This window comes from Acinetobacter sp. A2 (genome assembly GCF_012371325.1).
Classification (GTDB): Bacteria; Pseudomonadota; Gammaproteobacteria; order Pseudomonadales; family Moraxellaceae; genus Acinetobacter.
This window is the reverse complement of the sequence record NZ_JAAZQX010000015.1, coordinates 17,927-41,785: the sequence shown is the minus strand read 5'-3', so window position 1 is coordinate 41,785 and position 23,859 is coordinate 17,927. Positions and strand designations below refer to the sequence as shown.

Sequence of the window (23,859 nt, the reverse complement as noted above, 5' to 3'; positions counted from 1 at the left end):
GCCAAAATTCCATCTGGCTGAAAGGTTTACCTAGCTGTAAATCAATACAGTCTTAGAGGTGATAAATGTCGATTACTTGGTTGATGTAATCGTTTTTCAGCACCACGTACTTGCTTAAAATTTGTGGTTTGTCGCCAGAAAAGTCGATTTCGTAGCGTGACATACCAAAGTAGCTGTAGTTTGTTTTGTAACGGAAACTCAAGGTGTTCCAGTTAAAACGTACAGTCACTTTATCGCCATCACGTTCAACAATTTCAATGTTGTTGATGTTGTGGCTCGTACGTGTGTCTGGCATGGTTGCAGACGAACGTTCAGTTTTGATACGGAACACACGGTCTTCCAAACCTTGACGGTCTGGGTAGTAAATCAAAGAGATTTCAGACTGTGGATCTGTAGTTAATTGGTCATCGTCATCCCAAGCTGGCATCCAGAAAGAAGCAGTAGGAGCGTAGCACTGTAACCACTCATCCCATTGCTCATCATCTAAAAAGCGAGCTTCTTGATAAAGGAACTGTGCAACTTTTTCTAAAGTGATGTCGCTCATGCGTTTTCTCCTTCAGTAGATGCCGCAATTTCTTTTTCAGTTGCGATGCCTTGTTTGATGAGTTCTAACCAGTGTTGGTGCTGAGCAAGGTATAAACCTTCGTCTTCAGTTTTAATACCAGAAAGTTTTGGTTTTAAACCAATTTCGTTGGCTGCATCGTCTGGACCTTGGATCCAGTGCTTAGAGCCACGGCACATATCGTTCCACTCAAGTGCGATACCTGCGTAACCTGCTTGACATGCACGGAATTCTTCAAGATCGTCTGGGGTTGCCATACCTGATGCGTTAAAGAAATCTTCGTATTGACGGATACGGCGTGCGCGTGCTTCTGGCTCTTCACCCACAGGTGCGATACAGTAAATAGTCACTTCAGTCTTATCTACAGACAGCGGACGTAACACACGAATTTGTGAACCGAACTGATCCATGAAGTACACGTTTGGATATAGACACAAGTTACGTGAACGTTCGATCATCCATTTCGCCATCGCTTCACCGTATTGCTCGGTGTATTCATCTTTCTTGGCAAAGTTAGGACGGTCTTCTGGGTTAGCCCATTGTGTCCAAAGTAGCATGTGACCATTTTCAAAGCCGTAAGAACCACCGCCTTGTTTGCCCCATGAACCTGCGCTCATAGCACGAATGTTGTCACCAGCTTCTTTTTCTTTACGTTGCTGAGTTGTTGCAGCGTAGTTCCAGTGTACTGCTGACACGTGGTAACCATCGGCACCGTTTTCAGCAGTTAACTTCCAGTTACCTTCATAGGTGTAAGTTGAAGAACCACGTAAAACTTCAAGACCTTGTTGTGATTGACCTACAATCATGTCAATGATTTTAGTTGCTTCACCTAGGTATTCTTCTAAAGAAGGAACATCTGGGTTTAAGCTACCAAACAAGAAACCTTTATAGCTTTCAAAACGGGCAACTTTTTTCAAGTCGTGTGAACCGTCTTTGTTGAAGCAATCTGAATAACCCGCATCGGCAGGGTCTTTCACTTTTAACAACTTACCAGAGTTGTTGAAAGTCCAACCGTGGAATGGGCAAGTATAAGTTGCTTTGTTACCACGCTTGTAACGACATAACTGTGCACCACGGTGTGAACACGCATTGATCATGGCATTTAATTCGCCATTGCGGTTACGTGCAATGATGATTGGCTGACGGCCAATGTAAGTGGTGTAGTAGTCATTGTTGTTTGGAATTTGGCTTTCGTGTGCCAAATAAACCCAGTTGCCTTCAAAAATGTATTTCATTTCTAGGTCAAACAGGGCTTGGTCTGTGAATACTGAACGGTGTAGTTTAAATTCACCAGATTCAAAATCATCAACCAATAGCTCATCAATGCGGTCTAAGTGGCTGGTGTTAATTACAGGAATACGAGGCATGTCCTTTCTCCGACTTTCCAAGGAGGGGAAGTCATCGGGATGAATCTAATGATTGCATCCCGATTCCATTCAAATTATGCGCTTGCGCGGCGACGTTCAACTTCAGTAGAAGGAGCGCCTTCTTTATCTTTCTGAAGAACAACGTTGAATTGGATGTATTTGAAAGGACCTTTCAAACCACGACGTGCGATTTCAGCTTCGTCAGTTACGTCTACAGCTTCAGCAACTAGACCTTCACGAGTACCGAATGCGAAGTCGTCCCAAAGGTATTTATCACCTTCGATGTTGAACTGAGTCGTAAGCTTACGGTAGCCAGGTGCAGAGATGAAGTAGTGCACGTGTGCTGGACGTTGACCGTGACGAGAGATTTGGTTCAATACACCTTGAAGTGGACCTTCAGGGTTTAAGCCATAACCTACAGGCATAGTTGTTTGAGCAACATATTGACCTTTTTCATCAGCTAAGATTGAGCGACGTAGGTTGAAGTGGCTTTGTGACTTATCAAAGAATGAATAGTTACCGTGGCTGTTTGCATGCCATACTTCAACTTTAGCACCAGGAATGATGTTGCCGTCAGTGTCAGTTACTGTACCGTCAATGATTAAAGTAGGGATTTTGCCTTCTTCAGAACCATCGTCCATACGAGCAAAACCAGTAGATTCAGGCGCACCAGCAACATACAGTGGACCTTCAATTGTACGTGGCGTACCACCAGTCAAGCCTGCTTTCGCGTCAGCTTCGTCAGCACGTAAGTCTAGGAAGTGTTCAAGACCTACAGCAGAACCCATCAATGCAAACTCATCAGCTTTTGCAATATCAATGATAGTTTCAATACCTTTCCAAACTTCTGATTGGCTTAAATCTAAGTCTTCAATCGCTTGGAATAAATCTGTAACTAAACGAACAAGTACCTGTTGTACACGTGCATTTACTGGACCTTCTGAAGTGTCCACGTTACAAGCTTTAACTACATTTTCAATGGTTTGACGATCCATTTTGTTACTCCTTAGAGGTGTGCGCTGTGGTGGCGAATATCTCTGGACTTAAATAAAGAGATATTTAGCTGCCACATTCCTTGTTTACTTGGTGTTAAATATGTGTATTTCTTTGGTGCTGGAATAAATGACTTATTCCAGTACTTGTGTTGTATCAGGTGTCATCTTCACGAATTGAAGATGGGTGGCGGTTCAATGCCATCACTTCAATATTCATGTAAGGGTAGAGTGGAAGACCTTGTAAAATGTTGTGCAGTTCTTCGTTGCTCTCTACATCAAAAATACTGATGTTTGAATATTGGCCAGTAATACGCCAAATATGACGCCACTTGCCTTGATGCTGTAATTCCTGTGAATAGGCTTTTTCAACGGCTTTGATTTCGTTGGCTGTTTCAGCTGGCATATCCAATGGAATGTTTACATCCATACGTACGTGGAAAAGCATGGGTTTCTCCTAATTACTGACGACGCAAGTTGTCAATTTTGTCTTCATCCAGTTCAATGCCTAGACCTGCACCTGTTGGAAGGTGTAATTCAAAGTCTTGGTACTGAAGCGGAGTTTTTAAAATTTCTTCTGTTAGCAGCAATGGGCCAAATAATTCAGTGCCATAAGCTAAATTTTGGAAGGTAGAGAACACGTGTGCAGATGCAATTGTGCCTACAGGGCCTTCAAGCATGGTGCCGCCATATAGGTCGATACCTGCCAACTGTGCAATCGTTGCCACTTCACAGCCTTCAATCAGACCAGCAGACTGTGCAACTTTTACTGCAAAAACAGATGCCGCATTGCGTTTCGCTAATTGATAAGCACTTTGTGGGCCCATCAATGATTCGTCTGCCATGATGGCAATATCAAATTTGCGAGTTAAACGCTCCATGGCATCAATGTTGTCAATTGCACATGGCTGTTCAATCAGGTCTACACCACCATCTTGTAGAAGTTGGATACCTTTAATGGCTTCAAGTTCTGACCAAGCACGGTTAACGTCTACACGAATAGAAACGTCTTTACCTAAAGCTTGTTTAATGGCTAATACGTGTTCAACGTCTTGCTCTACAGGGCGTGAACCGATTTTGAGTTTGAAAGTGTTGTGGCGTTTTGCCGAAATCATTTTTTGCGCTTCAGCAATGTCTTTTTCTGTATCGCCAGATGCAAGCACCCATAACACAGGAACAGAGTTGCGTAGACGACCACCTAAAATTTCACTTAAAGGTTGGTTTAAGCGTTGTGCTTGAATATCTAATAAAGCAGTTTGAATGGCACATTTCGCAAAACGGTTACCATTGATATTCTTTTTAATGATCTGTAAAGTTTGCGCAACGTTCAAGCCAGCTAAAGTTTTTAGCAATGGTGCGAAATATGTTTCAATATTGGTTTTCACACTTTCTGGGCTTTCTTCACCATAGCCCAAGCCACCGATTGTGGTCGCTTCGCCCCAGCCAACAAAACCATCTTCAGTGGTGATTTTGACTAATACCAGGGTTTGGGTTTGCATGGTTGCAACCGCCATCTTATGTGGACGGATGGTTGGTATTTCCACCAGCAAAGTTTCTACTGACTTATACATGGTTTGCCCTTCATATCATTGCTTTATTACAGTTATGTGATATACCTTAAAAGAATAAATTGCATTGGTCGAAGATCAAATTTGCATTTTTTTATACTTAAAAGGTATTTTGAGCTATGGAACTCAGACATTTACGTTATTTTGTTGCAGTTGTAGAAGAGCAAAGTTTCACCAAGGCAGCAGAAAAACTCTTTATTGCTCAACCACCTTTGAGCAGACAGATCCAAAATTTAGAACAAGAGCTTGGAATTCAACTATTTGAGCGCGGTAGCAGACCGCTTAAGACCACGGAAGCAGGCCAATTTTTTTACCAGCATGCTGTTAAACTTTTGTCTAATGCTGAAGAAATTAAGTCGATGACTAAACGGGTAGGTATTGCTGATCGTACCGTGACTATTGGCTTTGTTGGTTCTTTATTGTTCGGTTTATTGTCAAGAATTGTATATTTGTTTAAACAGCAGCATCCGCATTTAAAAATAGAAATGGTGGAAATGACCACCAATGACCAAATTCAGGCACTGAAAGAAGGGCGTATAGATGTTGGGTTTGGACGTTTAAGAATTTCTGATCCTGCAGTTAAACGTATCTTGTTACGTGAAGAACGCTTGATGGTTGCAGTGCATTCTAGCCACCCATTTTCGGCACAAAAAGAAGGTGTATATTTGGCGGATGTTGTTGATCAACAACTATTTTTATATCCAAACCACAATAAACCAAACTTCTCTACCCAAATTCGTGGCGTGTTTTCTGAGTATGGTTTAGAGCCTCGAAAAATTCGTGAAGTGCGTGAATTACAATTAGCATTGGGTTTTGTCGCTGCAGGTGAGGGCGTGTGTATCGTGCCAGAAAGCGCACAAAATATTCATTTGGCACATTTGCACTTTATACCTTTATTAGATGACTCGGCTGTAAGTCCTGTATTTATGGCAATTCGTAATATGGATGAAAGTGAAGATATTCGTTCTTTATTTGACTGCATCTATCAAGTCTATGACTTGGAAGCTGTGACCTATGACCGTAGTGTATTCTAATAAATTTAATTTAAATCAATGGATTGAGAATTAAATCACACATTAATTTATTGTGCTTTTTATTTGTATTTGCCGTCATCTGAATTAGAGAGAAAAACTTTTTCACTATTTCTGATGACGGCATTTTTTATACACTTTCTATTTTATTCTTATAAATATCAATATCTTATATTTTCTTAGACTTTTTAGGTATGCATCCATGCCTATTCAGTTTTGGACAAATTTTAACTTCTTATTCATTGTGTGCATCTGAGTTGGAGTAACGGACTTCACAATTAGGAGGTGAAGCAAGATGCAAAGCAATAAAATTAATATCAATACCTTGATTGATGATGCCAAGTTCACGCCATTCCATTGGGGCGTATTGTTTTGGTGTCTGATGATCATTATTTTTGACGGTTATGATTTAGTCATTTATGGGGTTGCATTGCCGCTGCTCATGCAAGAGTGGGCTTTAAGTGCAGTTCAAGCTGGCTTACTGGCCAGTACCGCATTATTTGGCATGATGTTTGGTGCCATGACCTTCGGTACGCTTTCTGACAAATTGGGGCGTAAAAAAACCATCATGATTTGTGTGGCTATTTTCAGTGGCTTTACATTCTTAGGTGCGTTTGCAAGCAATCCAGTCGAATTTGGTATTTTACGTTTCCTTGCTGGGCTTGGTATTGGCGGGGTAATGCCAAACGTTGTGGCCCTTATGACAGAATATGCGCCTAAGCGTATTCGTAGTACTTTGGTTGCGCTGATGTTTAGTGGTTATGCCATTGGCGGTATGACTTCAGCATTGTTGGGTGCATGGTTAGTGCCAGAGTTTGGCTGGAAAATCATGTTCTACATCGCAATTATTCCATTGGTGGCTTTACCGTTAATTTGGAAATTCTTGCCTGAGTCACTTATGTATTTGACCAACAAGAAAGAAATTGAGCAAACCCGCAGTATTGTGCAAAAAATTTCGCCAAGCCAACAATTAAATGGTGACACTGAGTTTGTACTGAATGAAGTGACTAAAGGCGATGAAGCACCTGTAAAAGCATTGTTCCAGCAAGGTCGTATGTTCAGTACCTTCATGTTCTGGATCGCATTCTTCATGTGCTTGTTAATGGTTTATGCTTTGGGCAGCTGGTTACCAAAATTAATGATCCAAGCGGGTTATTCATTGGGCGCAAGTATGATCTTCCTATTCGCACTGAATATTGGTGGCATGATTGGCGCAATTGGTGGTGGTGCATTGGCTGACCGCTTCCATATCAAAAAAGTACTGACCATTATGTTTATCTGTGGTGCAGCAGCATTAATTCTACTTGGCTTTAACAGTCCACAAATTGTGTTGTACACCTTGATTGCAGTTGCTGGGGCAGCAACCATTGGTTCACAAATCTTGCTTTATACTTTCGTCGCACAATATTACCCATCTACTGTACGTTCTACAGGTATGGGCTGGGCATCAGGTATTGGTCGTATCGGTGCGATCGTTGGACCAGTCTTAACTGGTGCATTATTGACCATGAATTTACCGCACCAAATGAACTTCTTTGCTATTGCGATTCCAGGTGTAATTGCTGCTTTAGCGATCTTCATGGTGAATTTAAAAGCTTCAGTAGATGCCAAAGCCCTTGCAGAGCCTGCGGTAGAAAGCAATCCAATTGCACAAAAAGCAACCCAATAATTTCTATACCTTTCAATTAATCTTTCGTCATCAATGATATAGATCGCCATCGTAAGCGATGGTGATCTGTTGCTAGAATTTGATGGCACAATAACAAGCGAGTTTAGGATGAACGCGAAAACATTAACCCAATCTTTTAATTTTCAATCTACAACGGTTCGACCAACAATGCAGCGCACGCTCATGATGAGCATGATTGCATTGAGTATGGGCGGTATGAGTGTTGCAGCTCAGGCGCAGACCCAACAGCAAACGGAAATTGAGCAACTTAGACAGGAAGTTCAAGCTTTACGTGGTCTGATAGAACAGCAAAAAGTACAAAATACGCAAACAGCAAATGCAATTGCCAATGTACAACGCAGTTCAGCAAGCCCAAGTCCGATTCTGAAAACAGCCAAAGGTGCTGAGTTTAACTTATATGGTAATGTGCGTTTAGATGCGTCTTATCAGGTTGAGGGCAGTAGCCGAGATTTGCCATATAACCACATTAATGCAGTGGCGTTAGAAGGCAATAATGAAAGTAGTGATCGTTTAAGATCAACGCTTTCTGCTACACGTTTAGGTTTGGATTTCAAAAGCCCTGTAGGTGATCAAGACGTAAACGGTAAAATTGAAGTCGACTTCTTGGGCGGTTCTAATTTTGATAATTTACGTATTCGTCATGCTTACTTAAATTATGGCAACTGGTTAATTGGTCAAACTTGGTCAAACTTTGCCATTCCTGACTATATGCCAGAAACCATTGATGCATTGGCATTTGTAGGTGGTGCGGTAAAACGTACACCTCAGGTTCGTCATACTACAAAATTTAGTCCACAAACTAATTTGGTTGTAGCAGCTGAAGACCCTAAAGATGCCACAATTAGCCAGCGTTTACCTGCATTGACAGCACGTTTAAATCATCAATTTGCAGATAATTTAAATGTTAGTGTTCGTGCTATGGGCCATGAAAAACGTGTTAATTCTGAAGAAGAAATGGCATGGGGTGTGGGCGTAGGTGCAAAATATGAAGTTGTCCCTGGCACAACCCTTAAAGCAGATTATTACCATGTTAAAGGTGATAGCAGCTTTGTATCATTTGCCAATAAAGGCGTTGCTGTAACCGCTTTAAATGATAAAGGTGCCATTACTGCAGATAGTCGTATAGCTGCACAAAGCGAATTTGATTCAATTATGGTGGGTATTACCCAAAAATTTACAGATCAAATTCACGGTACACTCGGCTATGGCTATATGAGTTTTGATAAAGACCCTAACTATATAGCTGCAACATCAGATAAAACAAGCATTAACAAAGATTTATGGCAAGGGTGGGCAAATATTTTCTATAGCCCGCGTAAACCATTAAGCTTTGGTCTTGAGTATGTCTATGGTGAACGTACTGCTTTAGAAGCTGTTAATGGCAGTAAAACAGGTGAAGACAACCGAATTAATGCAGTTGCCATTTATAACTTCTAAGTTTGAACTAAATACAAACTTTCAAAAGAGCTGAGTGAAAAACTCGGCTCTTTTTTGTTGCGAAATATGGCATATAGATCACGTTATATTTCTAGTTGTTCGTGTGCCGTAATATGTTGCTGAATCACCTCTGCAAGTACAGTAACCGCATGTTCAATTTCTGCTGTCCAAGCAAAAGAGCAATTTAAACGGATAAAGTTTTGTTTAACGTGCTCAGAACGAAATAACTGACTTGGTGCAATACCAATCTGTTGTTGAATTAAGGCTTGATAAACTGCGTAACCATCTAAATTTATGGGCAACTCAACCCATAAAAAATAACCACTAGAATAGTAGTGAATCTTGCATGCAGGATTTAAACGTTGTTTCAGTTGTTGATAAAACACTTTTTTATGCTTTTCCAACTGACTACGTAACAGACGTACATGCTTTTCATAGTGGTGATGCGATAGAAAATCGACCAAACTATTTTGTAGTAAAGGACTTGCTGAAACTGTACTCATTAATTGCAAATGTTGAATTGCATTGGAAAATTGCCCTGCATAGACCCAGCCCACGCGTACCGCAGCACCGAGCGTTTTAGAAAAAGAAGAGCAGTGCAATACACGCTGTGTTTTATCAAAATATTTCATAGGTAGAGGTTTTTGCGCACCGTAATACAGCTCTTGATAGACATCATCTTCAATTAAATAGACTTGATATTCTTCTAATAGTTCAGCAATACGCTGTTTAATTTCATGACGCACACTAAAGCCAATCGGGTTATGACTATTTAGCATGAGCCAGCACACTTTAATTGGATATTGCTTCAATGCTTGTTCAAAGGACGCTATATCCAAACCTGAAACAGGATGTTCAGGAATGGTAATCACCTGTAAGCCTAAGCGCTCTGCAGCTTGCCAAGCACCATAAAAAATTGTTTCTTGTAATAAAATAAAATCGCCTGGTTTGGTTAAGGCTTGTAATGACAAATTTAAAGCATCTAAAGCACCTGATGTAATGACAATGTCATCTGCATGTGTGGGTATGCCTTGTAAACAGTACCGATTAGCAATAATCTTTCTTAATTCGTTATGTCCAGGTGGCATGTGGTCATGACTAAAATAGCTACTTTTTCGCTTGGCATGCTGTGCCAAAATTTGTATTAATTTGGCATTAAACAGTAATTCTGCATTGGGAAAAGCAGAACCTAAAGGACATACGGCTTCAGACTGAATGGATTTCAAATAACGAAATACCAAAGAGTTCATTTGAATGTTGGAATTTAGACTTAAGCTACTAGCTGTATGTACCGGCTGAGAGTTAAAACGCTCTGCGACATAAAAACCGGACTTTTGTTTGGCATATACCAGACCTTGTGCTTCAAGTTCCTGATAAGCATTCAAAACCGTCATTAAACTATAGCCACTCATGTGTGACTGTTCTCGCAATGAAGGCAATTTACTATGTGGTTTCCATGCACCATTTTCGATCAGTTGCCTAATATTCAAAGCCAGTTGTTCTGATTTATACATTGCAACATTCCGCATGCTAGGTGTTATTGCTTCAAGTGTATTTTGCTCTAATTTTAATATTAAAGCATGTAATAAATCAGTATTTATATAACAGATGGGCTGGGTAGATCACTTAACTGTTATAGTTTTAAATGAATTATTTGTATCTACAGCAGTGTGCATTAGTTTTAGATAATACAAATATTCCACTTGTCTGGTCAGATCGGAGTCGATATGCAAGAAGATAATTCACCACGCAAACCGCAGAAATATGCCGATAGCAGTATTTCAGACAAAGCTTTTAAACACATGATTATTTGGTTTACCGTATATGTGGCCTTGTTCTGTATTGGGGTGGCTCTAGTGGTCAATGCCGATAAGTTTTAATGACTGCGTATTGAACATTTAATTCAGTCATTATTTCTATTCTAAGCTAAAGACATTCATTGATTGATGAATGTCTTTTTGTTTATTGCTCAAAAAATATCAGAATTAATCCTTGTAATCGGCTATTACAAAGTTAATCCGCCATCGCAAAATGAACTGAATAGGCGTAAATTATAGCGCTGCGGATCTAAGTTAGTGGTAGATGATGATTTCTAGTTGGGTGCTATTTACCTTAATGGCTGCTTTTATGCAGGCATGGCGTAATGCTTTTCAAAAACAACTCAGCACCACGGTTGATGTCTACGGCGTTACGCTCGCACGTTTTATTTTTGCTTTACCTTTTGCTGTGCTTTATTTAAATCTGTTGCAATGGCAACAACCTGCGCAAGTCGAGCTACAGTTCAGTTCAAAGTTTTGGCTATATATAGTTATTGCTGCTATTTGCCAAATATTGGCAACCGCTTTAATGGTCAAACTTTTCCAACAGAAAAATTATGCAGTCGGTGTTGGCCTTGCCAAAAGTGAAGCGGTACTGGCCGCAATCGTCGGTGTGATTTTCTTACAGGAACATTTAAGTGCTTTGGCTTGGCTCGGTGTTGCTATTGGTGGTATCGCAGTTTTTTTACTCAGTAAAGGCAATCAGCGCAGCGACTTTTCTTTGACTACTTTGGCTATTGGAATTGGCAGTGGGCTGAGTTTTGCCGTCACCTCACTTTTAGTACGCGAAGCCAGTTTAGAACTTGATTTTTTGCCTTTTATCCACCGCGCTGCATGGGTATTGGTTTGGGTGATTGGTTTTCAATGCTGTATTTTATTGGCATATTTAGGCATTTTTAAACGACACACTTTATATGCGATGTGGCAACGTGTAGGGCTGACCTTTAAAGTCAGTATCTGTAGCTTTTTAGCGTCACTGGGTTGGTTTAGTGCGATGAGTATGCAAACAGTGGCAATTGTCAAAACACTTGGTCAAATTGAAATATTATTCAGCTTACTAATTTCTGCCTATTTCTTTAAAGAAAAACTCGCCCGAACCGACCATTGGGGGTTGGGATTAGTTGTGCTTGCAGCAATGTTGGTGATTTGGGCCTAATGCACAATCATTCAACAGATCAAATCAATGTCTAAAACCTAAAATAAAAGTTTTCTCTATGCGCAATCTCGCTAGAATAACCTAAGTTTATTTATAAATACGTATGACTTCACTTCAGCATATCAGATCAGGAAAGCCCTATGTCTAAACCACAACAAAAGCAAAAAAATACTGCATTGGCAGCATTGATTGAAGAGCAACAATTACTTTGCGAAGAATTTGGTTCAGCTTATGTCGAAGTTAGTGGTGATGACGTGGTGGCTGTGGCTGTACAAACCTTAAATAAAGACCCGATAGTCGGCTTGCGTAAAAAGGCAGAGGGTGATGAGCAAGTGGCTTGGTATATCTATGGTGGTGAACTCGGTGAAGAAGATGCTAACTTTGAAACCATGACCGTGCGTGAATTGCAGGACATTTTACCCGATGTACTCCCATATTTAGCTTTGGAAGAAGGCTATCGTTTTATGATAGATGCAGATGACTATGAAGACGTATGGAAAGAAGGCGATGCATCTTAATTTTAGCGTACGGCATATCATGCAACTGAATAAAATTGGTGTTGCACTATTGCTAAGCTTTTCCAGTCTGAGTTTTAGTCTTCAGGCAGCGGAAACAGCTACTGCAAAGCCTGCGAGTGATGCAATACAGCATCACAGCCATTTATCACAGCAAGAATATCAAGTCTTATTGAATCAATACACTCAAGTGGTGAATGACAGTAAAAGGGTATTGGATGATCCTGCTAGTCAAGCGACTGCCAGTGAGCAAAAGCGTGCATTTTGTGCACGTTACCAAGCCTATAAAAATATTGCAGATATTTCAGAACGCAATCTAGATTTATATCCTGCCAGTGTCATGCTGATGGTGGCCAATCGTTACTTGGAACAACAGCATAATAGTTTGACTGCCTCTGGTATGACCGAACAGGTTTTTTGTGCAGAAGCGAAGTAAGGTTTATTAATCTGCCCAAAAGTCTTATTTCGCATTGCTTTATAGCTGCATCTGCTGTTGTAGAATAGATCAATCAGTAAGCTTAGTGCTGAAATAACGCTGAATCCCCTAAATTGGGGATTTTTTTATGATGTGTTTAATTTATGCTGTATTGTGAAGTAAAACTTAAATTTATATCTGTATATGAACAAAAGTTGCTTTGCAAAATTTATAGAATCCTTTAATTTGAAAGTATTGAGTCAGAACGGACGGCTATAGATGAAGTGGGATGAAATTGGTGATCAACCGTGTTCAATTGCACGTACTTTATCGGTTATTGGTGACCGTTGGACATTGCTAATCATACGTAACGCCTTTATGGGAATGCGTCGCTTTGATGACTTTCAGCAGCATTTAGGGGTTACGCGGCATATTTTATCTGATCGTCTAAAGCGTTTGGTGGAGCATGGCGTTTTAGTCAAAGTCCCTTATGTAGAGCGGCAAGAGCGTTTTGAATATAAACTGACTGAAAAAGGTTTAGAGTTATATCCCTTAATGCTGTCTATGGTGAAATGGGCAGATAAATGGATGGATCAAGGCTTAGGCAAACCTGTGGAATATATTCATAAAACCTGTGCCCAAAAGTTTGAGCCTATTCTAGTCTGTTCAGCATGTGGTGAAGCGTTACATGCCAAACAGGTAAAACCATTTCTGACGCCTGTGTATTATCATGCCATTCAGGCACAGCAAAACCTAAAAGATGCGCAAGAAGCCTAGAACATTAAAGGCAAAAAGCGATCAATTATTTCGATTTAACAATCATAAAAAATGCTATAAGCAGTTGGCAGGTTTGGGAATACCCGCTAAGCGACTCAAATGACGTGCAACCAAACCAGTGTTAAATTTTTCCTGTAAAACGGCATTGTTAATTTCTGGGCCAACCGTTTTCATTAAAAACTTAATTAAAGGTCGAGTCGCAGGCGAGTGCCCAAACTGCTGATAAAACTGACGTACCGCTTGCAGTACCTGAAAATGCCATGCAGTTAACTCAAGGTCTAAACTATTTGCCAGTTGTTGTGCGACATGTTCATCCCAAATGGTGTAATCCAATAAATGTCCATCTTGGTCTAGTTCGAGAGTCGTGTTTTGGTTCATAAATGCGAAAACTCTATATCTTCGTTTTTTAGGTCTTTGGTAAAATATTACAAACAGTTATTTTAAACTGATACAGCGTTGCTGTGCCAAACACAGGTCTGCAAAAGCGACATAATCTAAAACTTGTATATTGGCAGCCAAGTGACCATTCAGCATTTGTGCATCATGCTCTAACATATAAATTTTGTCTAAACCTGCACATATAGCATGAGTTTGATGCAGCACTGCACCACCCATTAAAACTACAGAATCTTGTGGGGCATAGAGCGCTTGGAGTTGTTCCAAAACTGCAGGTGTACTCGAAAAACTAGACTGGACTAAATATAACTGTGCTTCAGACATACGATGCTCGATTCATTTTAAGTTAAGGCAAATTACCAATATAAAACCCGATCAAAACTTTGAATCAATGCGCGATTCAGCTCAACCAACTCAATTTCATGTGGTGTATTTTGTACAAAAGCCGATTGAGCATGCTTACTTTCTATCAAAATAGGACTCAGATCGTAAAATTCAAAGCTATCGACCAAGTTGGACGCAAGCTTAAAGGCGTGTTGTAGCGAGTCAAAAGCAAGGTCAGATTGCAACAAACTCAAGGCAGCGTCTTGCAATAAGACTTTGACTTCACAACCAAAAGTGGCCAAAACCATCGTTGCTGACAAGCTTTCATGGACTTGCAGACTGCTTAAATTGGCCTGACGTAAAATAACGAGTACAGTTTTCACACAATTTACCTTTTAAATGCAACACATGGTTAATAACAGATTGCTTAGAATTGAATCAGGCGTTCTGTACTTTGCACAGCATCGGCCAATTCGCCCAAGCCTACTAATTCAAAGCCTTTGGCTAAATTGTGTTGGCTGAGTTGGTGGCGTTTGGCATTCTCTGCATCGCAGATTCCTCGTGCTAGGGCAGCACTGACACATACTGGTAAACGAATGCCCAATTTTTGCCATTCAGTTTTCAGGTTGCGTTGATCGTCAGGTACCCATTGCAATTCGTTCGCCACAGCAACGCCATCTTGATAGAAAAACACACGAAATGCTTCATTTTTGTGTTGTAAAGCTTGGGCAAGCCCCAGTGCATGCCACGCATGAATGGAGGTTGGTGCAGAGGTTATTAGTAATAAGGTACTCATCAAAATTCACTAATGAAATGTGCCTAAGCGCATTTGGACTTCATAAAGACAAAGGTAGTATAAATGATTTTAGTGACTGGTGGTTTAGGCTTTATAGGCTCACACATTGCATTAAGCCTGATGGCTCAAGGGCAAGAGGTCATTATTGTAGATAATTTATCTAATTCAAGCATGCAAACTTTAGAGCGACTTGAATATATTGCAGGGCGTTATGTGCCTTTTGCCAAAGTGGATATACGCAATACGCCTGCTTTAAACAAAGTTTTTGAACAATATTCAATTGCTGCAGTGGTGCATTGTGCGGGCTTTAAATCTTTAGAAGAATCGGTGTTAAAGCCGCTGGAATATTATAACGATAATGTCAGTTGCATTATGAGTTTATTGCGCTCTATGCAGCGTACAGGTGTGCGACGTTTGGTGCATTTGTCGAGTTTGGCAGTCTATGGCAAATCAGGACTGGATTTAGAAGAAACTCAGCCTTTTAATTATGCCTATGCCAACCCTTATGTAAAATCACAGCAAATGGTTGAAGAAATCATTAGAGATACCTTTAGAACCGATAATGAATGGAATATTGCCATTTTGCGCTTGAGTAATGTTGCTGGTGCATTTGAACATGGAGTATTGGGCGAAGTTGTTGCGCCACTACCCAAAAATATTATTCCTTTGGCGATGCAAGTCGCGGTACAGCAGCGGGAAGCAATTGAACTGCGTCAACAAGCCAATACAGACGATCAAACGGTAGAACGTAGTTTTGTGCATGTATTAGATGCCTGTGAAGCAGTTATTGCGACATTGCACTGGTTATTTCAGCAAACGCATGCGTGTGAGGCATTTAATATTGCAGGCGAGGTCATTTCAATTAAACAGTTGTTGGCGCAAATTGCCCAAGTCACTGAGGCTGAAATCCATACTATGCCTGCAATTCATTATGAGCACCCTGAACTGGATCAATTAGGGGCAAGTTTGGACAAGGCAGAGCAATATCTAAACTGGCAACCTAAACGTAGTCTGGAAAAAATGCTGGAAGATGAATGGCGGTTTTATCAAAATACCTTGAAGCATTAGAGAGAATTTAGAACGAGGTAGATAGGTCACATATACGTTAGCATCGTGAAAGCAAATATTCTCAAAAGCTATTATTGATAATAATTATCATTTACTGGGTGGCGGACTTTTTGTAAGATCAAATTAATATCATCTAACAATCATTAGGGAAAGAGGCGGAACATGCAAACACGTATTGAACATGACACTATGGGTGAAGTTGAAGTTCCCAATGATGCGATGTGGGGAGCACAAACCCAACGCAGCTTACAAAATTTTAAAATTGGTCATGAGCGTTTGCCACGTCCCATGATTCGAGCCATGGGCTTGGTTAAAAAAGCCGCTGCAATCACGAATGCAGAGTTAGGACAAATTCCTCAGGAGTTGGCGCAGTATATTGTGGGGGCTGCAGACGAAGTAATTGCAGGTCAGTGGGACAGCCAATTTCCATTGGTGGTTTGGCAAACGGGTTCAGGCACACAGAGCAATATGAACTGCAATGAAGTCATTGCCAATATTGCCAATCAAAAACTGGGGAATCCACTGGGTGCACAAAAGCCAGTACATCCAAATGATCATGTTAACCGTGCACAATCGACCAATGATTCGTTTCCAACAGCCATTCATGTGGCTGCAAGCTTGCAAATGAATGAGCTTCTTATTCCTGCGGTAACAGCCTTACGGCATACACTACATGCCAAAAGTGAAGCGTTTTCAGATATTGTCAAAATTGGTCGTACACATTTACAAGATGCCACACCTTTAACCTTAGGGCAGGAGTTTAGTGGTTATGTGTCTCAGCTTGATCATGGCTTAAAGCGCTTACAACAGGCCTTAACAGGATTATATGAATTACCACTTGGTGGAACTGCGGTAGGTACGGGGTTGAATGCTCACCCAGATTACGCAGTAAAAGCAGCAGCACAATTAGCCGAACTTACAGGTTTGCCGTTTATCACTGCACCCAATAAATTTGAAGCTTTGGCTGGGCGCGATGCTGCAGTGTTTGCATCTGGCACATTAAAAACACTGGCGGTAAGCTTAAATAAAATAGCCAATGACATTCGCTGGTTGGCCAGTGGCCCACGTTGTGGTTTTGGTGAGTTGCGTATTCCTGAAAATGAACCTGGCTCAAGTATTATGCCAGGCAAGGTTAATCCAACTCAGAGTGAAGCCATGACCATGGTAGTCGCACAAGTCTTGGGTAATGACACCACAATTAATGTTGCAGGCGCATCGGGTAATTTTGAATTGAATGTGTTCATGCCCGTGATTGCTTATAACTTGTTGCAATCGATTCAATTACTTGGTGATGCTTGTAACAGCTTTAATGAACATTGTGCTATTGGAATTGAAGCCAATCGTGAAAAAATAGATCATTTTTTACATGACTCACTCATGTTGGTCACAGCATTAAATCCTGTGATTGGTTATGAAAATGCAGCCAAGGTCGCTAAAACTGCCTACAAGGAAAATAAAACCTTAAAACAAGTTGCGGTAGAAATGAATTTGGTCACGGCAGAACAGTTTGATGAGGTGGTGCGTCCTGAGCAGATGATTGCGCCAAATGCTAAATAGTCGGGGCTGAGTGTATTTAAAAAGTCTGTATGTGCCTTGCTTAAATTAGGTCAATACAGACTTTTTTATAATCATTTTGTTGCTCTGTTGCAGATTGGTAAGGGGTAACATAAGCATTATTGATGTTGCTCCCGATTCATTTTATTAATTTCTTAACGTAGACAGAAATAAGGGACTAACCACATGAGCAATAACAATCCATCACAGCAGGAGTCAAATCCGCATCAAGAGTCGAATGAAGATAAAGGTAAGCACGATCTTTATAAAAACACTGAGCCACAGAAAAAGCCCAATGCTGAACCAGATCATCCGTTAAGGGAACAGAAATAATTTACCTTGCTGAATGATCAGTACGCATTTTGCGTACCTAATATTTTTTAAATGAAAGCCGCCTAGAGGCGGTTTTCTTATTCAATTTAGACTTTGTTGTGAGCTGTCAAAAAATACGACATTGAATTAAATGCTATAGTTGCTAAAATGCATCTCCCTTGTTGTTTATGCTTTTATAAGTATGCTGTTGTTTCACATACTTAAGATAAAATGATAAACAACGGTGTCTTATTTAAGGTTTTTTCAATGTTCGATATTTATTTAACTGATGTTCAGCAACATGTGCAATTTCAAGATTATCCAGGTGAGCATCCTGTTAAATTTATTCTGAATTTTAAAAAGATTTTCCCAAGCGTAATGGAACTGATGCTTCCTGTATTGCCTGAAAATGAAAACCTAGAAGAAATGACTTGGGAATCTACCACTGCAGACCTTGCATTATTTAAATTGTTGCTTAGTGGTTGGGGCGTAATTGAATTGCGTTTAAATGCAATTAGTCAATTTAAGAGCAAAACTTTCGCAGATCAGTTAGTCAAACAAGCCCAACAAAAACGCAAAGCATTTGCCAAGGCGCAACCACAACTAGAAACAGTGGAACTGGATTATTTATTCATGCATGAAACGCATGCCTTGATTGATGCAGAATTAGTTGAAGTCGGTGAAAAATTCTATTTACCTATTTTGCGTGATTTATGGAAAGGCAAAGTCTCGGCAAAAGTGCTCGAAGCGAAATTTTAAATATTCATTCAATATCAATTTCAATATAAACGTGAAGGAAGCAGGGATTGTGTCTATAAATAGCACAATCCCTTTTTAATTAATTAAAACCAGTCTGCTTGCATCGTGGAGCAGCTATCATCAAAACTACACAGCAGTTTGGCTTGATGCTCTATTTCAGGCAACTCCCAACGTATAAAATAACGAGCGGCTTGTAATTTCCCTAACCAAAAGTGTTGGTCTTGCTCGTGTGTAGATGCTGCATAATGCAAATGTGCTTTGTTAGCCATCTCTAACCAGAGCCAAGCAATCATAGTCTTACCCATCATATCTAAATATAAGGCCGAATTTGCCAGTCCTTCCTGAATTTTGCCTTGTTGTAAGGCAGTACCAAGAGTTTGCGTGGTCTTTTGGACAGTGTCCAAATGATTACGGAAAATTGTGGCCAGGGTTTGTATTTCAGGATGGGAGACTTCAGTAAGCGTTTGCTGTATACGCTGCATGAGTAAGCTCAAGCCTTTACCCTGATGCTGCCATAATTTACGTCCCAGTAAATCTAATGACTGAATACCAAAAGTACCTTCATGAATTGGGTTGAGTCGGTTATCTCTATAATATTGCTCTATAGGATAATCACGGGTATAGCCCGCACCACCTAGAACCTGAATAGCCAAATCATTCGCTTTAGGTCCATAAGCAGAAGGGAAGGACTTTACAATAGGGGTAATTAAATCCAGTAAAATTTCACTGTCAGTATCATGATTTGCTTGGTGTTCATCTATTAAACGTGCAGCAAATAAACATAAGGCCAAACTACCTTCAACATAAGACTTTTGTGCCAACAACATACGTTTTACATCTGCATGTTCAATAATATTAACACGCTTGCTGTTAGGATTTTTCTCAGTCGCTAAACGACCCTGTGGACGCTGCTTGGCATACTCCAAAGATTCCAAATAGCCACGGTAACCAATCATAGCTGCACCTAAACCCACACCAACACGAGCCTCATTCATCATCTTAAACATATATTTAAGACCAGAACCCGCTTCACCAATTAAATAGCCTAAGCAAGCATCTTGCTCACCAAAATTCAGTACGGTAGATGTTGTGCCACGATAGCCCATTTTGTGTAATAAGCCGGCAAGTTGTACGTCATTGGCTTCTGCTAATGTACCATCTAAATGCGTTCTGAATTTAGGCACAATAAATAGGGATATGCCTTTTACCCCTTGGGGTGCATCTTGAATACGTGCCAAAACCAAATGCACAATATTTTCGGTAATGTCTTGATCACCACCAGAAATAAACATTTTTTGGCCTTTAATCAGGTATTGGCCATCTGCCTGCGGAATGGCTTTAGTGATCAAATCCCCTAAAGATGAGCCAACGTTTGGTTCTGTCAGTGCCATCGTGCCAGAAAAACGGCCACTGAACATGTGTGGAAGAAAGCGCTGTTTTTGTTCTGTTGTGCCAAACGCTTGAATTACGTTGGCTGCGGCAGCAGTCAGGAATGAATAGGCCACTGTAGATGGATTGGCTGACATAAAATAGGCATTTGCAGCCATATTGATGAGCGTAGGTAATTGCATGCCGCCGTCTGCATAATCATGCTGTGCACTGAGCAAACCTGCGTTGGCAAACTGTTGCCATGCAGTTTTCACTTCGGCAATGGTTTCTACCTTTTTTCCATCAAAACTTGGTTCTTGCTGATCAGCTTTGCTGTTATGCGCTGCAAAATAATCGCAGGCGATGCCTTTGGCTGTATGCAGGATACTGTCAAAAGTGACTTTGTCATGTTCCTGATAACGCTCAAACGAGTTCAATTGCTCAGCATTAAATACCTGATACAACATAAATTCTAAATTTTGATCGTTGATGAGCTGTGTCATGGTTTACCCGAATATTTTTATATTGGGGTTAAAAATAACAGTTGCTAGATTAGCTGACGATTGTCAATAATGACATCAAAGCAGCTAAAAGTGACAAATTGAATTAGAGCAATGAAGCAAGTGGTAATTCTAGCCTTTGATGGTGCTTTGGCATCGGCCATTACAGGTATTGTTGATTTATTTTCTCTGGCAGGTGCCAGTTGGAACCGTATTCAAAACCAGCAGATTGAACGTCTGTTTGAAGTGAAAATTGCCAGTCCCAAAGGGCAAAGTATTCAATGCATTAACGGCATTAAAATGTATGCAGAATTTAGCTATCAGGAAATTCAACATGCAGACCTTGTGGTTGTACCAACCATTGGTGCCGCTTTATTGTCTGTGCTGCAACGAACACCAGAATTGATAAATTTTTTACAGTACGCACAGCAGCAGCATTTCATGATTGCGGCAAATTGCACTGGTAATTTCTTCTTGGCTGAAGCGGGAATTCTAAACGGCAAGCAGGCTACGACGCATTGGGGTTTTGAAGCTATTTTTAAGCAGCGCTATCCGCTAGTTGAATTAAAAGTAGAGCGAATGATTACCCATGCAGATCATATCTACTGTGCAGGAGGGGGCTTAGCATGGTTTGATTTAGGTTTGCACTTAATTGAGCGTTTTTATGGCTTTGAAGTTGCGATTCAGACTGCAAAATCTTTTGTCATTGATTATCGCCGTGACAGCCAGTTGTCATACTCCTTAATGAAAATTGCCAAACCACATCAAGATGCGTTAGTGCAGGAAGTTCAAAATTGGATAGAACAGCATTATTCGCAAAACTTTAATTTAGATGAGGTCGCTCAGCATTTCAATCTAAGCACTCGCAGCCTCATTCGCCGTTTTAAAGCAGCATTGGACTTAGCACCGAATCAATATTTACAGGCTATGCGTATAGAAGCTGCACGTAAACAATTAGAACAAACCGACTATACCGTTGAGCAGATTATGCTAGCAGTTGGATACAATGACAGCAGCTCGTTTCGCCGTTTATTTTTAAAGAAAACAGGGCTGACACCTTTAGATTATCGCCGTCGTTTTAGCCGACATTTTTAAGTTGGTTAAAAAAAGAGGAAAGCACTAATAGTACCAATTGACCAAAATAGCCTAAGCAAAAATTTTAGAAATTTCCTGTCTTAAAAAATGATGTCTTGAATTTTCCTGTAAGTCTTTATGCCAATACATCCCCATATTGATCAAAGGCAGGTCTACAGGAACGGTAAAAATCTTTAGTTTTTGGCTGATGCTTAAATGTTTTAAGATCATTTCCGGTATGGTCAAAATCGCTTGGGGATGCTGCTGCAAAATTTGTAAGGCTGTTGAATAGTGCTGACAACGTAAAAAAACCTGTCGCGATAATTGTTTTTGATGCAAATAAATATCTTCAAGCAACATACCAGTACGGCGCGATGAAACCCCAATGTGCGCAGATGATAAATACAGTTCCGTCGTCATTTCATTTAATTGGCTACACACTACAAATTGATCTTGTACTAAAGATTGAAACTGGATTTTATCGCCAAAGTTTTGTTCTAAATCAATGACAAAATCAATTTGCTGGGCAGCCAAATCTGCCAAAACCGTTTTACGCTCTAATTTGTGGCTAAAAAATTGAATATCTAGATTCAGGTTTTGGAAATGCGCCACCAGTTTAGGAAAAATAATCGGTTCAATTTCATCATGTACAGCAATTTTAAGTGATTGCAGCATATTGGGTTCAAACTGCTGTTTTTGTACCGCAATACTTTGAATGGCCAACAAGGCATTTTTTATGGTGGGATAAATTTGCTCGGCAAAAGGAGTAGGTAACATTTTATTGCCATTACGCACCAGTAAATCATCCTGTAAATGCTGTCTTAAACGTTGCAAAGCATGACTGGCAGCAGATTGGCTGATACACAAAATTTGTGCTGCTTTGGAAATACTGCGCTGTTCATAAATTGCAACAAACATTGGGTATAAATTGATGTCTAAACGATGAAAAGCAGCAAGATCAATTTTTGCATTATTATGAATATGATTCATAGTGTTTTATTGAATTAAATCATTTTGTTCATATTAGTTTTCAAGTTAAGGTGTTGTAAAGCAATGAATACAATATTTTAAGGGATTTGAACCATGTTTGAGCTATCTGCACGTGCCAAAGACTATATAGAACGTACCAAAGCCTTTATTGCCCAAGAAATTGAGCCAATTGAAGCCGAATTTTGGGCAGAAGTCCATGAGCTGAATCAGGGTGGTGATTGGACCAAATGGCAATGGCCATCACAATTAGAACAACTAAAAGCCAAAGCCAAAGCTGCTGGCTTATGCAATATGTTTTTACCTTGTCCAGAATTGGGGCAGGGCTTGTCGGTACAAGAATATGCACACATTGCAGAACTCAGTGGTCGCAGTTTAATTGCGCCAACGGTTTTTAACTGTAATGCACCAGACAGCGGCAATATGGAAGTTTTGTGGCGTTATGGTTCTGAAGCACAGAAACAAGAATGGCTCACACCGCTGCTAGAAGGCAAAATTCGTTCAGTATTTTGTATGACTGAACCTGCAGTGGCTTCAAGTGATGCCACCAATATGCAGGCGACAGCTGTGGTAGATGGTGATGAAATTGTCTTAAATGGTCGTAAATGGTGGTCTTCGGGTTTAGGCGATCCAAATGCCAAAATTATTATTTTTATGGCGCATACCCCTGATGAAAGCAAAGACCGACATCACCAACACTCTATGGTTTTAGTGCCTGTAGATACTGCGGGCGTTAAAATTGAGCGCATGTTACCTGTATTTGGCGATTATGACGCACCTCATGGTCATGGTGAAGTTAGTTTTGATAATGTGCGTGTGCCTGTCGCAAACTTTATTGGCGGTGCAGGGCAAGGTTTTGAAATTGCACAAGGTCGTTTAGGGCCAGGCCGTATTCACCACTGCATGCGTTGCATCGGGGCAGCCGAAAAATCTTTAGAATTGATGATCGATCGCGGCATGAGCCGTACCGCATTTGGTAAGGAAATTTTAAAACTTGGTGGTAATTTGGAACGTGTGGCAGAAGCGCGTGTTGCCATTGATCAGGCGCGTTTATTAACCCTATATGCAGCCTATAAAATGGATACTTTAGGTAATATGGCGGCATTGACTGAAATTTCCGCAATTAAAGTTGTTGCACCAAGTGTCTTGGAAAAAGTGGTAGATATGGCCATGCAAATTCATGGTGGTGCAGGCGTGTCTAGAGATACGCCGCTCACAGGTTTCTTTGCCCAAGCCCGTAGTTTACGTCTTGCCGATGGGCCTGATGAAGTACATAAAGGCATGATTGCTAAACTCGAGTTGGCAAAACGTGGCTACCGTAGCAGTCGTAAAAAATAAGGCATTAGCGCACACTTTTTCCTGTTTCTCTTGCATGGTATTTGGCAATATTGTTG

26 protein-coding genes are annotated in these 23,859 nt (G+C 40.4%); 14 read left to right on the top strand and 12 right to left on the bottom strand.

The annotated features are described in order from the left end of the window. Window positions 1-52: 52 nt before the first annotated feature. The 5 genes from benB to HHA43_RS07405 all read right to left on the bottom strand — a co-directional run bounded on the left by benB (window position 53) and on the right by HHA43_RS07405 (window position 4,492). Complete coding sequence (gene benB, locus HHA43_RS07425) at window positions 53-544, bottom strand: benzoate 1,2-dioxygenase small subunit (protein ID WP_131261937.1); 492 nt, start codon at window positions 542-544, stop codon at window positions 53-55. Then, window positions 541-1,929, bottom strand: coding sequence for a benzoate 1,2-dioxygenase large subunit (gene benA, locus HHA43_RS07420; protein WP_131261936.1), 1,389 nt, complete (start codon window positions 1,927-1,929; stop codon window positions 541-543). Before benA ends, benB begins: the two co-directional genes overlap by 4 nt. Before the next feature lie 74 nt (window positions 1,930-2,003). Then, on the bottom strand, window positions 2,004-2,924 hold the full coding sequence (gene catA, locus HHA43_RS07415; protein WP_131261935.1) for a catechol 1,2-dioxygenase: 921 nt from the start codon (window positions 2,922-2,924) through the stop codon (window positions 2,004-2,006). 154 nt (window positions 2,925-3,078) lie between these two features. After that, a complete protein-coding gene (gene catC / locus HHA43_RS07410) occupies window positions 3,079-3,369 on the bottom strand; it encodes a muconolactone Delta-isomerase (protein WP_168418274.1) in 291 nt (96 codons plus the stop codon). Between the two features lie 13 nt (window positions 3,370-3,382). Then, a complete protein-coding gene (locus tag HHA43_RS07405) occupies window positions 3,383-4,492 on the bottom strand; it encodes a muconate/chloromuconate family cycloisomerase (RefSeq protein WP_168461131.1) in 1,110 nt (369 codons plus the stop codon). Window positions 4,493-4,608: 116 nt separating this feature from the next. Between HHA43_RS07405 and HHA43_RS07400 the strand changes: the two genes are divergently transcribed. The 3 genes from HHA43_RS07400 to HHA43_RS07390 all read left to right on the top strand — a co-directional run bounded on the left by HHA43_RS07400 (window position 4,609) and on the right by HHA43_RS07390 (window position 8,647). Then, window positions 4,609-5,523, top strand: coding sequence for a LysR family transcriptional regulator (locus tag HHA43_RS07400; RefSeq protein ID WP_168461130.1), 915 nt, complete (start codon window positions 4,609-4,611; stop codon window positions 5,521-5,523). A gap of 292 nt (window positions 5,524-5,815) precedes the next feature. Beyond that, the gene (locus tag HHA43_RS07395) at window positions 5,816-7,189 is read left to right on the top strand and encodes an MFS transporter (protein ID WP_168461129.1); all 1,374 of its coding nucleotides are present in this window, start codon (window positions 5,816-5,818) and stop codon (window positions 7,187-7,189) included. Between the two features lie 108 nt (window positions 7,190-7,297). Next, window positions 7,298-8,647 (top strand): DcaP family trimeric outer membrane transporter, encoded by a 1,350-nt coding sequence (locus HHA43_RS07390; RefSeq protein ID WP_168461128.1) that lies wholly within the window; start codon window positions 7,298-7,300, stop codon window positions 8,645-8,647. 83 nt (window positions 8,648-8,730) lie between these two features. Here the strand turns inward: HHA43_RS07390 and HHA43_RS07385 are convergent, their stop codons facing one another. Then, the gene (locus tag HHA43_RS07385; RefSeq protein WP_168461127.1) at window positions 8,731-10,161 is read right to left on the bottom strand and encodes a PLP-dependent aminotransferase family protein; all 1,431 of its coding nucleotides are present in this window, start codon (window positions 10,159-10,161) and stop codon (window positions 8,731-8,733) included. 213 nt (window positions 10,162-10,374) lie between these two features. On the opposite strand from HHA43_RS07385, the gene HHA43_RS07380 reads away from it, so the two are divergent. From HHA43_RS07380 to HHA43_RS07360, 5 genes are all read left to right on the top strand, one after another. Then, the gene (locus HHA43_RS07380) at window positions 10,375-10,527 is read left to right on the top strand and encodes a hypothetical protein (protein ID WP_168461126.1); all 153 of its coding nucleotides are present in this window, start codon (window positions 10,375-10,377) and stop codon (window positions 10,525-10,527) included. A gap of 205 nt (window positions 10,528-10,732) precedes the next feature. Then, entirely contained in the window at window positions 10,733-11,620 is an 888-nt protein-coding gene (locus HHA43_RS07375) for a DMT family transporter (RefSeq protein ID WP_168461159.1), read from the top strand. A gap of 140 nt (window positions 11,621-11,760) precedes the next feature. Beyond that, entirely contained in the window at window positions 11,761-12,138 is a 378-nt protein-coding gene (locus HHA43_RS07370) for a hypothetical protein (protein WP_168461125.1), read from the top strand. Then, window positions 12,128-12,571, top strand: coding sequence for a hypothetical protein (locus tag HHA43_RS07365; protein ID WP_228284167.1), 444 nt, complete (start codon window positions 12,128-12,130; stop codon window positions 12,569-12,571). Before HHA43_RS07370 ends, HHA43_RS07365 begins: the two co-directional genes overlap by 11 nt. Window positions 12,572-12,829: 258 nt before the next feature. After that, window positions 12,830-13,327: a winged helix-turn-helix transcriptional regulator gene (locus tag HHA43_RS07360; RefSeq protein ID WP_168461123.1), complete on the top strand. Its 498-nt coding sequence runs from the start codon at window positions 12,830-12,832 to the stop codon at window positions 13,325-13,327. A gap of 54 nt (window positions 13,328-13,381) precedes the next feature. On the opposite strand, the gene HHA43_RS07355 is transcribed toward HHA43_RS07360, so the two are convergent. The 4 genes from HHA43_RS07355 to tusD are packed head-to-tail and all read right to left on the bottom strand — an operon-like array spanning window position 13,382 to window position 14,843. Then, window positions 13,382-13,705: a TusE/DsrC/DsvC family sulfur relay protein gene (locus HHA43_RS07355; RefSeq protein WP_168418282.1), complete on the bottom strand. Its 324-nt coding sequence runs from the start codon at window positions 13,703-13,705 to the stop codon at window positions 13,382-13,384. Window positions 13,706-13,762: 57 nt separating this feature from the next. Then, entirely contained in the window at window positions 13,763-14,047 is a 285-nt protein-coding gene (locus tag HHA43_RS07350) for a hypothetical protein (RefSeq protein WP_168461122.1), read from the bottom strand. Between the two features lie 32 nt (window positions 14,048-14,079). After that, complete coding sequence (locus HHA43_RS07345; RefSeq protein ID WP_168418284.1) at window positions 14,080-14,430, bottom strand: hypothetical protein; 351 nt, start codon at window positions 14,428-14,430, stop codon at window positions 14,080-14,082. A gap of 44 nt (window positions 14,431-14,474) precedes the next feature. After that, complete coding sequence (gene tusD / locus HHA43_RS07340) at window positions 14,475-14,843, bottom strand: sulfurtransferase complex subunit TusD (protein ID WP_168461121.1); 369 nt, start codon at window positions 14,841-14,843, stop codon at window positions 14,475-14,477. Window positions 14,844-14,906: 63 nt separating this feature from the next. Between tusD and HHA43_RS07335 the strand changes: the two genes are divergently transcribed. The 4 genes from HHA43_RS07335 (at window position 14,907) to HHA43_RS07320 (ending at window position 18,536) form a co-directional block, all read left to right on the top strand. Continuing rightward, a complete protein-coding gene (locus tag HHA43_RS07335) occupies window positions 14,907-15,911 on the top strand; it encodes an SDR family NAD(P)-dependent oxidoreductase (RefSeq protein ID WP_168461119.1) in 1,005 nt (334 codons plus the stop codon). A gap of 162 nt (window positions 15,912-16,073) precedes the next feature. Beyond that, window positions 16,074-17,468 carry a class II fumarate hydratase gene (gene fumC / locus HHA43_RS07330; protein ID WP_168461118.1) on the top strand — a complete coding sequence of 465 codons (1,395 nt, stop codon included), beginning with the start codon at window positions 16,074-16,076 and terminating at the stop codon, window positions 17,466-17,468. Between the two features lie 183 nt (window positions 17,469-17,651). Beyond that, window positions 17,652-17,798 (top strand): hypothetical protein, encoded by a 147-nt coding sequence (locus tag HHA43_RS07325; RefSeq protein WP_168461117.1) that lies wholly within the window; start codon window positions 17,652-17,654, stop codon window positions 17,796-17,798. A 246-nt stretch (window positions 17,799-18,044) separates the two neighbouring features. Further along, window positions 18,045-18,536, top strand: a complete 492-nt coding sequence (locus HHA43_RS07320) for a hypothetical protein (RefSeq protein ID WP_168461116.1) — start codon at window positions 18,045-18,047, stop codon at window positions 18,534-18,536. 83 nt (window positions 18,537-18,619) lie between these two features. Here the strand turns inward: HHA43_RS07320 and HHA43_RS07315 are convergent, their stop codons facing one another. Further along, on the bottom strand, window positions 18,620-20,407 hold the full coding sequence (locus tag HHA43_RS07315) for an acyl-CoA dehydrogenase (protein ID WP_168461114.1): 1,788 nt from the start codon (window positions 20,405-20,407) through the stop codon (window positions 18,620-18,622). A gap of 111 nt (window positions 20,408-20,518) precedes the next feature. Between HHA43_RS07315 and HHA43_RS07310 the strand changes: the two genes are divergently transcribed. After that, on the top strand, window positions 20,519-21,499 hold the full coding sequence (locus HHA43_RS07310) for a GlxA family transcriptional regulator (protein WP_168461113.1): 981 nt from the start codon (window positions 20,519-20,521) through the stop codon (window positions 21,497-21,499). A 51-nt stretch (window positions 21,500-21,550) separates the two neighbouring features. Here HHA43_RS07310 and HHA43_RS07305 read toward each other — a convergent pair whose 3' ends face one another. Further along, window positions 21,551-22,468 carry a LysR family transcriptional regulator gene (locus tag HHA43_RS07305; RefSeq protein ID WP_168418292.1) on the bottom strand — a complete coding sequence of 306 codons (918 nt, stop codon included), beginning with the start codon at window positions 22,466-22,468 and terminating at the stop codon, window positions 21,551-21,553. Between the two features lie 93 nt (window positions 22,469-22,561). Between HHA43_RS07305 and HHA43_RS07300 the strand changes: the two genes are divergently transcribed. Then, window positions 22,562-23,803, top strand: a complete 1,242-nt coding sequence (locus HHA43_RS07300; RefSeq protein WP_168418293.1) for an acyl-CoA dehydrogenase family protein — start codon at window positions 22,562-22,564, stop codon at window positions 23,801-23,803. Window positions 23,804-23,859 lie beyond the last annotated feature (56 nt).